General features: G+C 68.5%; 13 protein-coding genes. 8 read left to right on the top strand and 5 right to left on the bottom strand.

The genetic code is table 11. The features are described 5' to 3' along the window. The first annotated feature begins 171 nt into the window (after nucleotides 1-171). The 3 genes from MUG78_RS06270 (at nucleotide 172) to MUG78_RS06260 (ending at nucleotide 3,286) form a co-directional block, all read left to right on the top strand. A complete protein-coding gene (locus MUG78_RS06270; RefSeq protein ID WP_246993264.1) occupies nucleotides 172-771 on the top strand; it encodes a DUF937 domain-containing protein in 600 nt (199 codons plus the stop codon). A gap of 50 nt (nucleotides 772-821) precedes the next feature. Beyond that, the gene (locus MUG78_RS06265; RefSeq protein WP_246993262.1) at nucleotides 822-2,540 is read left to right on the top strand and encodes a DUF2207 domain-containing protein; all 1,719 of its coding nucleotides are present in this window, start codon (nucleotides 822-824) and stop codon (nucleotides 2,538-2,540) included. A 173-nt stretch (nucleotides 2,541-2,713) separates the two neighbouring features. Then, entirely contained in the window at nucleotides 2,714-3,286 is a 573-nt protein-coding gene (locus MUG78_RS06260) for a LemA family protein (protein WP_246993260.1), read from the top strand. A 28-nt stretch (nucleotides 3,287-3,314) separates the two neighbouring features. On the opposite strand, the gene MUG78_RS06255 is transcribed toward MUG78_RS06260, so the two are convergent. Then, nucleotides 3,315-3,566, bottom strand: coding sequence for a hypothetical protein (locus MUG78_RS06255; RefSeq protein WP_246993258.1), 252 nt, complete (start codon nucleotides 3,564-3,566; stop codon nucleotides 3,315-3,317). A gap of 60 nt (nucleotides 3,567-3,626) precedes the next feature. Here MUG78_RS06255 and MUG78_RS06250 point away from each other — a divergent pair, with 60 nt between their 5' ends. Then, entirely contained in the window at nucleotides 3,627-4,013 is a 387-nt protein-coding gene (locus MUG78_RS06250; RefSeq protein WP_246993256.1) for a YccF domain-containing protein, read from the top strand. Between the two features lie 18 nt (nucleotides 4,014-4,031). Here the strand turns inward: MUG78_RS06250 and MUG78_RS06245 are convergent, their stop codons facing one another. Then, a complete protein-coding gene (locus MUG78_RS06245; RefSeq protein ID WP_246993254.1) occupies nucleotides 4,032-4,547 on the bottom strand; it encodes a Rho termination factor N-terminal domain-containing protein in 516 nt (171 codons plus the stop codon). A 223-nt stretch (nucleotides 4,548-4,770) separates the two neighbouring features. Between MUG78_RS06245 and MUG78_RS06240 the strand changes: the two genes are divergently transcribed. From MUG78_RS06240 to gdhA, 4 genes are all read left to right on the top strand, one after another. Further along, nucleotides 4,771-5,898, top strand: coding sequence for a DUF6777 domain-containing protein (locus MUG78_RS06240; protein WP_246993252.1), 1,128 nt, complete (start codon nucleotides 4,771-4,773; stop codon nucleotides 5,896-5,898). A gap of 114 nt (nucleotides 5,899-6,012) precedes the next feature. Then, nucleotides 6,013-6,363 carry a hypothetical protein gene (locus tag MUG78_RS06235; protein WP_246993250.1) on the top strand — a complete coding sequence of 117 codons (351 nt, stop codon included), beginning with the start codon at nucleotides 6,013-6,015 and terminating at the stop codon, nucleotides 6,361-6,363. A gap of 142 nt (nucleotides 6,364-6,505) precedes the next feature. Then, nucleotides 6,506-7,069 (top strand): DUF2812 domain-containing protein, encoded by a 564-nt coding sequence (locus MUG78_RS06230; protein ID WP_246993248.1) that lies wholly within the window; start codon nucleotides 6,506-6,508, stop codon nucleotides 7,067-7,069. Nucleotides 7,070-7,208: 139 nt separating this feature from the next. Next, a complete protein-coding gene (gene gdhA, locus MUG78_RS06225) occupies nucleotides 7,209-8,552 on the top strand; it encodes an NADP-specific glutamate dehydrogenase (RefSeq protein ID WP_246993246.1) in 1,344 nt (447 codons plus the stop codon). Nucleotides 8,553-8,640: 88 nt separating this feature from the next. Here the strand turns inward: gdhA and MUG78_RS06220 are convergent, their stop codons facing one another. The 3 genes from MUG78_RS06220 to MUG78_RS06210 are packed head-to-tail and all read right to left on the bottom strand — an operon-like array spanning nucleotide 8,641 to nucleotide 13,149. After that, nucleotides 8,641-9,912, bottom strand: a complete 1,272-nt coding sequence (locus tag MUG78_RS06220) for a PucR family transcriptional regulator (protein ID WP_246993245.1) — start codon at nucleotides 9,910-9,912, stop codon at nucleotides 8,641-8,643. 13 nt (nucleotides 9,913-9,925) lie between these two features. Further along, complete coding sequence (locus MUG78_RS06215; RefSeq protein WP_246993243.1) at nucleotides 9,926-11,344, bottom strand: phytoene desaturase family protein; 1,419 nt, start codon at nucleotides 11,342-11,344, stop codon at nucleotides 9,926-9,928. Next, nucleotides 11,341-13,149: a DUF3556 domain-containing protein gene (locus MUG78_RS06210; protein WP_246993241.1), complete on the bottom strand. Its 1,809-nt coding sequence runs from the start codon at nucleotides 13,147-13,149 to the stop codon at nucleotides 11,341-11,343. The genes MUG78_RS06215 and MUG78_RS06210 overlap by 4 nt, the downstream gene beginning before the upstream one ends. Nucleotides 13,150-13,185 lie beyond the last annotated feature (36 nt).

Genomic DNA, 13,185 nt, shown 5'->3' with positions numbered 1-13,185 from the left:
TGCTCAGACACCCCGATACGTGGGCCGACGGTGCCCTGCAGGTGTGGGGACCCGTTGCGCCACCGGCGATTTCACTCTCCGCACCGCGCCGCCCGCTGCCTAGGAGCACGCCCACCACGGAACCTCTCGGTTGCAACCGAATCGCCGTGTCGCCGTGGCAGAATCCGAGCCATGGCTGATCTCAACGGACTGCTCGACCGTCTGCCCCTGGACCAGCTGGCCGCCCAGACCGGCGCCAGCACCGACGACATCCGCGCCGCCGCGGCCCAGGCGCTGCCGAGCCTCGTCGCGGGCCTGGCCGCCCAAACCGGCGACGAGGCCTCCACCGCGAACCTCGCGGGCGCGCTGGCCCAGCACGACAACGACCTCGCCCAGGGCGAGATCGACCTCGCGCAGGTCGACACCGCCGACGGCGAGAAGATCGTCGGCAAGCTGTTCGGCGACCAGACCGACACCGTCGCCCAGGGGATCAGCGGTGCCGTGCCCGCCGCCGGTGTGGACCAGGGTCTGGTGCAGAAGCTGCTTCCGCTGCTGGCTCCGATCGTGCTCAGCTTCGTGATGTCGAAGTTCGGCGGCAAGTCGTCGACCAGCGGTCAGGCCTCCGGCGGCGGCCTGGGTGATCTCCTCGGCGGGATGCTCGGCGGCGGCACGCAGAGCAGTGGCGGCCTCGGCGGCGGTCTGGGCGACATCCTGGGCAGCGTCCTCGGCGGCAAGGGCGGCGGCAACAATCCGCTCGGGTCGATCCTGGGCGGCATGCTCGGCGGCAAGTAGTCTGACTCTCCCGTTCGCCGACCGGTGGCGGAACACCTAGGAGCGAGTCTATGAAGCGCGTGCTCTTGTCGTTGGCGGCGCTCGTGATCACCTTCATCGCCATCTTCGTGCCCGCCTTCGGCTTCACGTCGTCGTCGGATTCGGTGAGCGCCGACCCGGTGGTGGTGACCGACTACAAGGCCGACGTCACCGTCCACCGGGACGGCTCGCTGGACGCCGTCGAGACGGTCACCGCGGAATTCCCGTACGGCCGACACGGCATCTTCCGCTTCTGGGACGTGGCCGACGCCGCCAACCGGGGCGTGCGGTATCCGCCCACGGACATCTCCATCACCGTTGACGGCACCGCGGTGCCGTTCGACCTGAGCTGGGAACAGAGCAACCGGTTCCGGGTCGCGAAGATCGGCGACCCGGACCGCTACGTGACTCCCGGCTCGCACACCTACGTGATCAAGTACCGCGTGGAGAACGTGCTGGCCCCGGGCAACTCCCCGCCGGGCCGCAACGACACCTCGAGCTGGGGCAACGACGACGCCTCCCGCCTGATCTGGCGCGTCGTGGCCGACGGCTGGCAGATGACCATGCTGCGCACCGAGAGCACCATCCGGCTGCCCGCCGAACCGCTCGCCTTCACCTGCGCCACCAACCGCGGCGTCGAGTGCACCATCACCGCACCCGATGCCACCACCCGCGTCGTCACCACCGGGCAGCTCGCGCCGATGACCGGTGTCGCGGTCCGCGCCGACCTACCCTTCGCCGCGCCCGACCGGACCGTGCTGCCGTGGTCCATCCGCTTCGATCCGGTCTTCGGCCGTTCGGTGACCGGCCTGATCATCGCGCTGGTGCTGTCGCTGGTCACCTTCGGCCTCGGCCTCTGGTGGACCCTCCGCAGCCGGGAGTCGGCACCGTTGATGCCGGTCATGTACGGGCCGCCGGAGGACCCGCAGGTCTCCGGGGCCGTCCTCGGCCCCGCCCAGACGTTCTTCGTCGCCAACGAGACCATGCCCAAGCGCGCGCTCGTGGCCACGCTCTTCCACCTCGCCGAGATCGGCGCGGTGCGCCTGGACCGCAACGGCAGCGACTGGACGGTGACGTCGACGGTCTCCCCCGAGGTCGACCGCCGTCTCGACGCCGCCGACCGCGCTCTGCTGCAGAGCCTCGGGCTCGGCACCGCCGGCAGTTCATTCGACGCCGACGGCTCGGTGTCCGCCGGCCGCGCCCTGAACGGCGCGCAGAAGTCGCTGGCCAGCACGGTCAAGATCTGGGGCTCGTCCAGCGGCACCGTGAAGCACAGCGGCTCGGAGAACCTCGGCCGCGTCGCAGTGCTCTTCGCCCTGTGCATCGCCTTCGTCCTGGCCGTCTTCCGCTTTGTCCCGGCCACCATCTGGGCCCTGCCGCTGGCGGCGTTCGCCATCGGCGGCGCGGGACTGTGGGCCTCCGGGGTCGGGACCCGTCGGACGCGACTCGGCCGCCAGGTGTGGTCCCGCGCCTCGGGCTTCGAACGCCTGCTGTCGACGCGCTCCAATCAGGAGCGGCTCGACTTCAGCGCCCGCAAAGAGCTCTACACCCAGTACATCCCGTACGCGATCGCCTTCGACTGCGCGGACGCCTGGGCCGACAAGTACCGCTACAGCACCGGCGCGGAGCCGCCCGAGCCCCTGTGGTTCGGCGGCGGCTTCTACGCCGGGCACGGCGTCGGCGGCTTCGGGGCGGGCGGATCCGCCTTCGACAGCTTCGAATCGAGCCTGTCGTCGTCGTTGTCGGCCTGACACCGCCTCCCAGTCGTCGTCGGGCAGTGGTGGTGGCGGCGGCGGTTTCGGCGGCGGCTTCTCCGGCGGGGGCGGCGGCGGTGGCGGCGGCGGCTCGTGGTGAGTCGGCCTCGGCGGGCACCCGCGCACAACACGCATACTGACAGTCCCTCCCCTATCGAAAGAGGAATCCCATGGTCATCGTGATCATCGTGCTCGCCGTCGTCATCGGCCTCATCGTCCTCGCGGGCGTGATCGGCGTCGTCGGCTTCAACAAGCTGCGCAAGGCCGACATCACCTGCGAAGAGGCCATGGGCGGCATCGACGTCCAGCTGACTCGTCGCGCCGACCTGATCCCGAACCTGGTGAACACGGTCAAGGGCTACGCGGCGCACGAGGCCGGCGTCCTCGAAGCGGTGACCGCTGCCCGCGCCAGCCTCCAGCACGCGGCACAGGGGTCGAGCGTCGCAGAGAAGGCCGCCGCCGAAGCGCAGATGGGCGGCGCCCTGGGCCGACTCTTCGCCGTCGCCGAGAACTACCCGCAGCTGCAGGCCGCCCCGAACTTCCGGGCGTTGCAGACCGAGCTCGCCGAGACCGAGAACAAGCTGTCCTTCGCGCGGCAGTACTACAACGACGCCGTCTCCCGCCTGAATCAGGCCGTCAAGACGCTGCCGTGGATGCTGTTCGCGCCGATGTCCGGCGTGAAGGCCCGCGAGTTCTACCAGGCCCCCGTCGGCCACACCCAGGCCCCGAACGTGCAGTTCTAGTCGGGATCCGGTGCCGGCCGGTTACTCGTCAGGGTTCCCAGCGCTCGCTGCGGGAGGGATAGCGGACACGCAGAACGCTGTAGAGGTAGGTGGTGACCAGCCAGGTGGCCGCCGCACCGAGGAACCACCAGAGCCACCCGTTCAGCAGCGAATCCCGCACCGCGGCCACCACCCACAGAATTCCTACGAAGACGGTCACGATGGTGGCGACGAAACGCAGTACCAAGACAATGGTGGCAAGCGTCGACCACAGCGCTTCCCGCGCCACCTGTGAGCCCATTGCTTCACCCTAACGCGCAGGCTTCACCCGCTGATCGCGGGTGCGGCGCACAATGAAGTGATGAAGACGATCCTGAACATTCTCTGGTTGGTGCTCTGCGGATTCTGGATGGCCATCGGTTACGTGGCCGCGGGAATCATCTGCTGCATTCTGATCGTGACCATTCCGTTCGGCATCGCGTCCTTCCGGATCGCGAACTACGCGCTCTGGCCTTTCGGACGGACCGTGGTGCGTGATCCGAGTTCCGGTGCGCCGTCGACGATCGGCAACGTGATCTGGCTGATCTTCGCCGGCATCTGGCTCGCCCTCGGCCATATCGCCACCGGGATCGCGTTGTGCATCACGATCATCGGCATTCCGCTGGGCATCGCCAGCTTCAAGATGGTGCCGGTCTCGCTGCTGCCCCTGGGCGCGCAGATCGTTCCGGCCGACGACCCGCGCGCGTAGTTCCCCAGCTGGTAGTTATCAGCCGAGGGCAGCGAGCAGCTCGGCCTTCTTCATGCTCGAGTAGCCCTTGATGCCCTTGGCCTTGGCCTCTGCACGCAGTTCCGCCACGGTCTTGGCCTTCGCACCGGCGGGCTTGGCGGCGGGGGTCTTGGCCGCGGGGGTCTTGGCTGCGGGGGTCTTCGGTGCCGCCTGGGCCTTGGCCGCGGTGACCTGCTTCTTGGCGACCGGCTTGTCCAGCGCCGGCTTCTTCGGTGCCGCGCTGATGGCCGCCGCTTCCTCCTTCTTGGGAGCTTCCTTCTTCGGGGCTTCCTTCTGGACTGCGGGCTTTGCGGTCGGCTTCGGAGCCGACTCGACGGCGGGCTCGGCGGCCGCCTCCGACGTCTTCGGAGTCACCGCGGGGGCTGCCGCGGCCGGCTCGGAATTGCGATTGCCGCCCACCACCGGAAGGGCATCGCGCAGTGCCATGACTTCTTCGGTGAGGCGACGGATCTGCTCCTCGAGGCGCTTGATCATCTTCTTCGGTCCACTGCTCATGTCTGCCCTTTCAGCGTGCGAGTCGGAATGCTGCGAGCCCTTCGGCCACAGCCATTGTGACCCGCGGTCGCGCGAATGTGCAGCACCGACGTGGCCGGATTCGTCGACGTCGCGTGTCCCTCCAATGAGGGAAATACCGCCGAAGCGCTAACCCAGCACGCGCATCACACGATGTGTAGATGAGGCCAGCCCGGTTCTTCCGTCGCTCACAAGGAGTCCAGCCATGACGTACCCGCCGATCCCACCTGGTATCCCACAGCCCGGCCACGGCCCGATGGATCCGACCACCGCGGCGCTGGCTATCGAGCGACGACGCAGTTCCCGCCGACTCACCATCATCCTCGCGGCGACGGTGGTGGTCTTGGCGATGATCCTGGCGGTCGCCGCCAATCAGGTGTTCTTCGCCAAGACCGGCAAATCCCTGATTCCCGGGCTCACGCTGCGTGCCGCGAACGACGCCGGACCCGATCCGTTCACCCAACCGGTGACGCTGGTCAATCGGGCCCAACCCGTACGCCCCGCGGTCCAATCCGCCCCGGGCAACGGTGTCCGCCTCGTGAACGGCACCACCCCCGGCTTCTACGGCACCACCGGCACCGCGGCCTGCGACACCGCCTCACTCGGCAATCAGCTGGCCGCCGATCCCGCGGCCGCCCGCGCCTGGGCGTCGGTCCAGGGTATTCGGACCGTCGACATCCCCTGGTACCTGAACTCCCTCAGCCCCGTCGTGCTGACCGCCGACACCTGGGTCACCAATCACGCCTACCGCGGCGGCGGCGCGTCGCCGTTCCAGGCGGTGCTGCAGGCCGGCACGGCGGTCTTCGTCGACGCCGCCGGCGTACCGCGCGTGGTCTGCGCGTGCGGCAATCCCCTGCGTCCGCCGGCCGCCGCACCGATCGGCGGGTACCGCGTCACGGGCGATCCGTGGCCCGACTACACCGTCAACAACATCCACCGCGTGACCTACAACAACACGTACGTCACCAACAACACCACCGTCGAGGCGACTCCGGAGCAGACCACCGTCGTCGCGCCGACCCTCACGCTGACCGATCTGAACGTGAACCAGCTGGTCGATCAGGTGGTCGGCGACACCATCGTGCTGCCGGACACTCCGCCGCCCGGCCTCCCGGACTTCCGCTCCCAGGCACTGCAGAACAATGCGGCCCCCTCCTTCGAATCCGACGAGGCGGCGCAGGAGCAGGGCCTCGCCGGTGCCGGCGACACTGCGGCGGCCCCGGCTGTCACCGAACGCGCCGAGAGCAACGGCAACAACCCCGAAAACACTCCGGTCGATCCGAACACCCCGACTTCCGGCGCACCCGACACCGCACCTACTGACGCCCGATGACCGACGCCGCCGACACCCCGGCCCGGCGACCCGTACGCCCCGGCGGCCACCGTCTTCGACGGCAGCGGCGACGCCATCGGTTCGCTCACCTACCGGGAGGTCGACGGCCGCGAGGTGACGTGCGAGCTGCCCGCTCAGTTCGAGGGCACCGCGGTGACACCCACCAACAGTGACTGCGCGCTCATGTTCAGTCCGGACGACCTGTTGTCGGCCCAGGTGAACGCCGCGGTGGCCGCCGACGGCAACCGTGTCTGGAAGCTCACGCCGGTCGGCCGCACCCAGTCCATCGAGGTGCTGCGCGCCCAGTGGCAGACCCTTGCCGCGCCGTCGACCCCCGAAACCCCGACCACCGAAACCCCGACGACCGAAACCCCGACCACCGAAAGCCCCACCACGGAGACCAGCGAGCCGTCGACGTCGACCAGCGAAACGGCCCCGACCTCGGGCGCGGTGCCGTCGTCCTGACCGGGCGGGCGGTGCCGCACCACACCCGCGGCCGGGAGAGACGTTGCTTACCTTTCGTCTCATCTCGCTTGCCAACGGCGACCGAGCGAGCCGACAGTGGAAACTGAAACACGTTATCCCGCTGTGGATTTGGAGGTCTCCGATGACTACTACGGCATGGCTGGCGTCCGTACGCCATCTCGCTCCGGGCTCGCTCGAGCGCTACCTGGAGAACCAGGCCGCTCGCGGTCGGCACCTGCACGACGTCGACGTCTGGAGCCCGCTGCGGCTTCGCTTCAACGACGGCGAGCCGGCGCAGGTCCGGTACGTGGTGGATCGTCGTGCGAATCCGGCGCCCGCCGACTACTACACCTTCCGTGAGGATCGCGGTTGGGACCACGTCGGCGCCGTCGGTCCGCTGCACGTCTGGCGGATGGAGTACGTCGGCGAGCGACCGGTCGGATTCATCAACGACGAGGTCTACCGCAACGCCCACCGCTGGAGCCTGAGTCTGGGCATCCTCGCGGCCGTCACCCTCCTCGGCGCCGTACTCCTGGGCATCGTCTCCGCGATCGATCCGGTCGACGGCGCATCTCCGCGCGACTTCTGGGCCCCGGCGATCGCTCTCGCCGCGGTAGGCGTGATCGCCGCGGTGCTGTCGGTGCAGTTGGGCCGTGGGGAACGGCCGACCGCGGCCGAACGCTTCCCCGAACTGGTCCATCACTGATCCTCGCGACCACCCGATCCGCGCCCAGACCGGGGTCCGATTGTCGCCGGTGGCGTCCGCGCCGATAGAGTTCTAGCGGAAATGCCCGGCCTGCGCCGGGTGACGACAGCTGCGTCTCTGCAGCGAAGGAGTTGTAATCGTGAGCGAATTGGGTGGTCCCCTCGAGGACGTTTTCGACGTTGTGATCCGACGGAACCCGGGTGAGCCGGAATTCCACCAGGCGGTTCGGGAAGTCTTCGAGTCTCTGAGCCCGGTGATCGACCGGCATCCCGAGTACCTCGACGTACTGACCCGCATGTGCGAGCCGGAACGCCAGATCATCTTCCGCGTGCCGTGGACCGACGATGCGGGTCGCGAGCAGATCAACCGCGGATTCCGCGTCGAGTTCAACTCGGCCCTGGGCCCCTACAAGGGCGGCCTGCGGTTCCACCCCTCCGTGAACCTCTCCATCGTGAAGTTCCTCGGCTTCGAGCAGATCTTCAAGAACGCGCTCACCGGCCTGCCCATCGGCGGCGGTAAGGGCGGCTCCGACTTCGACCCCAAGGGTCGCAGCGACCTCGAAGTGATGCGGTTCTGCCAGTCGTTCATGACCGAGCTGTACCGCCACATCGGCGAGTACACCGACGTGCCCGCCGGTGACATCGGCGTCGGCGGCCGCGAGATCGGCTACCTGTTCGGCCAGTACAAGCGCATCACCAACCGCTACGAGTCCGGCGTCCTCACCGGCAAGGGCCTCACCTGGGGCGGCTCGCAGGTGCGTCCGGAAGCCACCGGCTACGGCACGGTGTTCTTCGCCTCGGACATGATGAAGGCCAAGGGCCAGGACTTCGCGGGCAAGAAGGTCCTCGTGTCCGGTTCGGGCAACGTCGCCACCTACGCCATCGAGAAGATCCACCAGCTCGGCGGCACCGTGATCGCCTGCTCGGACTCCTCCGGCTACGTGGTCGACGAGAAGGGCATCGACCTCGAGCTCCTCAAGGAGGTCAAGCAGGTCCGTCGCGGTCGCCTGAGCGAGTACGTGGAGCTGCGCGGCAACGGTGCCACCCTGGGCACCGACAACAGCCTGTGGCACGTCCCGGCCGACGTCGCGCTGCCGTGCGCCACCCAGAACGAGCTCGACGCCGACGACGCGTCCGCGCTGGTCCGCAACGGCTGCCTCGTGGTGGCCGAGGGCGCCAACATGCCGACCACCCCGGACGCCATCAAGGTGCTCCAGGCGGCCGGCGTGAGCTTCGCTCCGGGCAAGGCCGCCAACGCCGGCGGCGTGGCCACCAGCGCCCTGGAGATGCAGCAGAACGCCTCGCGCGACTCGTGGAGCTTCCAGCACACCGAGGAGCGCCTGCGCAAGATCATGGGTGCCCTGCACGACAACTGCCTGGCCACCGCCGACAAGTACGACGCACCGGGCAACTACATCGTCGGCGCCAACGTCGCCGGCTTCGTCCAGGTGGCCGACGCCATGCTGGCCCTGGGCGTCATCTGATATCCGACTGCACCACGACGACGCCCCGAGCCGCACGGCTCGGGGCGTCGTCGTTGTCATCGGGCCCGTCGGCCGACAGGCCGCGCAATCAGGTCGCCAGCACCTCGGTGCCCAGGTACTCGCACACCGTCAGCGCCAGCGCCAGATCCATCCGATCGTGTCCGTCCGGGAGGATTTCGACGGCTTTGCCGATGCGGTACTTCACGGTGTTGCGGTGCAGCATCATGCGCTCGGCGGTGCGCACGTGGCTCTCGCCGTGTTTGAGGTATTCGGACATGGTCTCGCGCAGCACCTGGGCTCCGGCGTTGTCCCCGGCGAGCGGGCCGAGGATCTCCCGCACCCACGCGCGGGTGGAGGGCAGGTCGCGCGCCATCATCGAGACCACCGCCACCCCGCGATCGCCGTACCCGACCACCGCCGGTTCTTCGCGCGGCACCGCGGTCGCGACCTCGTAGGCCGCCCGCGCCTGCTGGTGGGAGCGACGAAAGCCGACGAGCCCGGGGCCCGGCAGACCCAGCGCCAGACGCAGATGCGCGGGCAGCGTCATCCGCGACTCGACCGTCGCGGTGTCCACCGCCGGTGTGCCCGGCCCGAGCGGAATCCACATCCACACGGTGCTGCGATCGGTCGCGGTGACGATCGGCGGCGCCACCGCGCGCACAGCTGACGCCAGAGTCCTCGCGGCACGATCGATCTCGGTGAGGACCACGGACGAGTCGGCGCTCCACAGGATCACTGCCTGGTGGGTGACATCGAGGCGGTATCCGGTCTCCGCCTCGAACGCCTCCGCTTCGACTTCCATCGACGACGAACCGTCGTCGACGAGGAGCTGGTTGACCGCCGACGACAGGACGCCGCCCTCGGCCCCGATCCAGCGCACGCGTTCGGTCTCGTACGCGTGGAAGACGTACTGGGTGATCCAGTCGATGTACTCGAACAGCACCACTGCCACGTACTTCGCGACCCGCACCGCGATCCGCTCGCTCACATCGATCTCGGAGAGAACATCCAGCGCGAGTTTGTTGAACTCGAACTCGCCGGTGCGGTAGGCCCGCATCAACGAGTTCGAGGGCACTTCGCGCTGCGCGAGCCGCAGCGCATACTCGACGGCCGCGGTGGTCGGCTGCAGATTGCTGATCGGGATGTCGTTGGACAGCACGTGGTTGATCGTCGTGATGTTGCCCTCGACGCTGGCCCGCAGCAGCGTCACCAAGACGGGGTCGCCGTCGAGGTGATCGATCTCGAGCATCCGTGCCGACATGTCGTCGACCATCTGCTGTTCGACGTCGCGCAGACGGCCGGCGACGACGCCGAGTACCTCGCGGAACTCGGCGTCGTCGTCGGCGATCGGCTGACTCACGAGGGCCACTCGGTCATCGGCGCCCGATCGAGCGCAGCGCGGAGTCGGCGGCGTGCATGCCGCACAGGCCGTGGATCCCGGCGCCCGGCGGCGCCGACTGCGAGCACAGGTACACCCCGTCGACCCCGGTCGCGTACGGGTCCAGTGCCAGCCGCGGCCGCAGGATCGTCTGCAGTCCGGTGTTGGCGCCGCCGATGATGTCGCCCGCGGCGTAGTTGGGGTTGTACTGCTCCAGGGCCATGGTGCCCGTCGAGGTGGTCGCCACGATGGTGTCGCGGAAGCCGGGCGCGAACCGTTCGATCTGCCGGATCACCGCCTCGGTGGCGTCACCGTCGAACCCCGGCGGCACGTGGGCGTACGACCAGATCGGGTTCAGGTCGCCGCTGCTGCGGCTCGGATCGGCCAGATACTGCTGCCCGACCAGGACGAACGGGTTCTCCACCAGCACCCCGGCGGCCCGCTGCTTCTCGGTGTACGCGACCTCGGCGAGGTCACCGCCCAGGTGCACGGTGCCCGCCCGGGCCGACTCCGGGTTGCGCCACGGAATGTCCCCGCGGATCACGAAGTCCACCTTGAAGGCCGACGACCCGACGCGGTAGCGCCCGTAGGCCTTCGCGATCCGGTCCGGCATCCGGTCGCCGTACAGCGACAACGCCTGCGATGCCGACAGATCCAGCATCACCAGGTCGGCATCCGGAATCTGCGAGCGGTCCGAGATCATCACGCCCGTTTCGATGGTGCCGCCGAGGTCGAGCAGCGCATCGGCCGCCGCCCGGGTGATCGCGCCGGAACCGCCGACGGCCACCGGCCAGCCGAAGCGGTGCCCACTCGCGGTGATCATGATGCCCAACGCCGCCGTCATCGGCGTATCCAGTCGGGTGAAGCCGTGCGCGGCCACACCCGCGTACAGCGCTCGCGCCGCAGGCGTGGCGAACAACCGCGCCATCATCGTGGCCGGCAGCAGCGCCCGCGGCCCGAACGCCGCCAGCCGGAACGGATGTCGTGGCACGTTGACGATCGGCCGCAGCAGGTCCGGCGCCAGCTCGTCGAAGCCCCGCACGATGTCGCCGAAGGCCAGCTTCCAGCGCCGTCCGTCGACGCCGAGGCCGGCGGCGGTCTCCTCGATCGACTGGTGCAGAACGCCGATGTCGCCGTCGTCGAGCGGGTGGGTGCAGTCGATCTCCGGCCACGCCCACTGAAGGCCGTAACGGTCGAGCCCGATCTCCTGCCAGAACGGGGAGCCCACGCCCAGCGGGTGCACGGCCGAGCAGTGGTCGTGGATGACACCGGGAACCTCGAGCTCACCCGAGCGCGCGCCGCCACCCACCTCGTCCCGGGCCTCCAGGACGGTGACATCGACGCCGGCGCGGGCGAGCCGGAGACCGGCGGCGAGCCCGTTGGGCCCGCCGCCGATCACGACAGCAGTCGTCATGACAAGCGCACTCCGCCGCGGCGGGGAGCATTCTCACTGCGCCAGTGGACGTCGATCGGGATGGGGCCGTCGGCGAGCCACGGCTGTGCCTCGACGGCGTCGCGCACGTTCCAGCGACCGCGTTCGATCACGCCCAACGCAGCGTCGATCACCATGTAGTCCTGCTTCCATCGGTGGATCGGCTGGGACTCGACCCAGACAACCGTGAACTCGCCGGGAGCGAAATTGCAGCGCCGCTGCAACGCCTCGATCATACGGTGGTTGTGGAGGTGGCCCTCTCCGAAGTTGAAGCCGACCAGCGAGTTGCAGGCGAACTCCGCCTCCCGGATCGTGTAGGCGTCGATCTCGTCACCGAACTCTCGGTACAGCACCGAGAACAGGCCGCGGCCCTGGCTGTGCAGCGAGCGCCAGGCGATGGTCTGCTGCATGGTGATCTCGGCGGCCTCGGGGCCGTAGTCCGCGGTCAGCTGGTCGATCTGGTTCACGGTGGGCCGCACCACGTGCTGATTCAGCTTGTCTTCAGCGCCCGGAGTGAAGGCCCACAGGGCCGACGCCCAGTTGCCCGCGTACTGACGCATGGACGGCAGGAACGAGACCAGATCCGGGCGCAGGTTGCCCAGCACCGGGAACACCAGTAGCGCGATGACGATGCCGACGGTGAGCCAGCCCGAGCTCATGTCGGCGACGCCGAAGCCCTCCCAGGCCGGGAAGCCCCAGAACAGGAACACGGAGGCGAAGGCGAACAGGACGTTCCATTCCAGCGGCACGGCCAGCGGGAAGGTCGAGAAGATGAACAGGTGGAAGCAGACCATCAGGATGACGGCGGCCAGCGTCAGCCACTTGTTGACCGACAGGAGCAGGACCAGCGGGGCCGCGATCTCGACGATGGTGCCCAGCACGTGGCCCTGGAAGCTGGCCGCGCCCGAGGAACGCAGATCGGTCGGGAAGTTGCGGTAGTTGGCGCGCTTGAGACGCTTGATCGTGAGCCACGGCGTATTGGAGATCATCGGCGGAATCACGGCGGTGAAGTGCAGACCGATCTTGGAGATACCGGCGCAGATCCACACGATGACGATCAGCAGCTTCAGCGCGACGATCATGTCGACGAACGGCAGGAACGCGAAGAAGATCACCGCGGGCAGGTACTGCTCGGCGCGAGCTGCCAGGAAGATCGTCTTGTCGCGCAGGCCCAGCAGCACCCAGATCGCCATCAGCGGGAAGAGCACCACGGGGTTGATCAGGCCGTGCGCGGGGTCGATGTGCAGCGGCGAGTTCGCCATCGCATCGGTGAAGCTGGTCGACTCCTTACCCGGCAGCACGATCGCCACCAGCAGGTTAATCAGGAAGGCCGCGTACAGCACGACGTCGAACACGGTGCGCGTGTCACCGCGAGTGCCCGGCACGGTGTCCGGCCACGGTGGCAGCCGGATGGTCTGCGGACGCAGCCAGAACAGGATGCCACCGGTCATCGGCTTGAACTTGCCGGCCAGCGGGCCCCAGGAACCGGCGACGCCGACGCCCTCGACGAACACCGTCCACAGGATGAGCTTCTGGTAGACGATCGGCTCGTTCCACCATTCGCTGATGTGCAGCGGGTTCAGCCCGGAGGTCAGGGTCGCCAGCGACACACCGCAGACGATGTACAGCAGCGCCACCTTCACCAGGTAGATGACGTGCACCACCTTCGCGGTGCCGAAACCGTAGTCGCCCCAGTGGGTGGCGAGGATGCGGATCCGTTCGGACAGCGGTAGCTGTCGGAACGTCGCCGGATCGACCGGCGGGAAGTCTCCTTCGGTGAAACCCATTGTCGTGCTCTCCTCTTTCGGATTGTCGCGGCCCGG

The organism is Gordonia alkaliphila, assembly GCF_023017165.1.
Taxonomy (GTDB): Bacteria; Actinomycetota; Actinomycetes; order Mycobacteriales; family Mycobacteriaceae; genus Gordonia; species Gordonia alkaliphila.
The sequence above is the reverse complement of the archived record's forward strand: the minus strand, read 5'-3'. Positions and strand labels throughout refer to the sequence as shown.

Bases quoted from the DNA above. Each gene is read 5' to 3' on its own strand.
- MUG78_RS06270 (WP_246993264.1), top strand. From the start codon at position 172: ATGGCTGATCTCAACGGACTGCTCGACCGTCTGCCCCTGGACCAGCTG.
- MUG78_RS06265 (WP_246993262.1), top strand. From the start codon at position 822: ATGAAGCGCGTGCTCTTGTCGTTGGCGGCGCTCGTGATCACCTTCATC.
- MUG78_RS06260 (WP_246993260.1), top strand. From the start codon at position 2,714: ATGGTCATCGTGATCATCGTGCTCGCCGTCGTCATCGGCCTCATCGTC.
- MUG78_RS06255 (WP_246993258.1), bottom strand. From the start codon at position 3,566: ATGGGCTCACAGGTGGCGCGGGAAGCGCTGTGGTCGACGCTTGCCACC.
- MUG78_RS06250 (WP_246993256.1), top strand. From the start codon at position 3,627: ATGAAGACGATCCTGAACATTCTCTGGTTGGTGCTCTGCGGATTCTGG.
- MUG78_RS06245 (WP_246993254.1), bottom strand. From the start codon at position 4,547: ATGAGCAGTGGACCGAAGAAGATGATCAAGCGCCTCGAGGAGCAGATC.
- MUG78_RS06240 (WP_246993252.1), top strand. From the start codon at position 4,771: ATGACGTACCCGCCGATCCCACCTGGTATCCCACAGCCCGGCCACGGC.
- MUG78_RS06230 (WP_246993248.1), top strand. From the start codon at position 6,506: ATGACTACTACGGCATGGCTGGCGTCCGTACGCCATCTCGCTCCGGGC.
- MUG78_RS06215 (WP_246993243.1), bottom strand. From the start codon at position 11,344: ATGACGACTGCTGTCGTGATCGGCGGCGGGCCCAACGGGCTCGCCGCC.
- MUG78_RS06210 (WP_246993241.1), bottom strand. From the start codon at position 13,149: ATGGGTTTCACCGAAGGAGACTTCCCGCCGGTCGATCCGGCGACGTTC.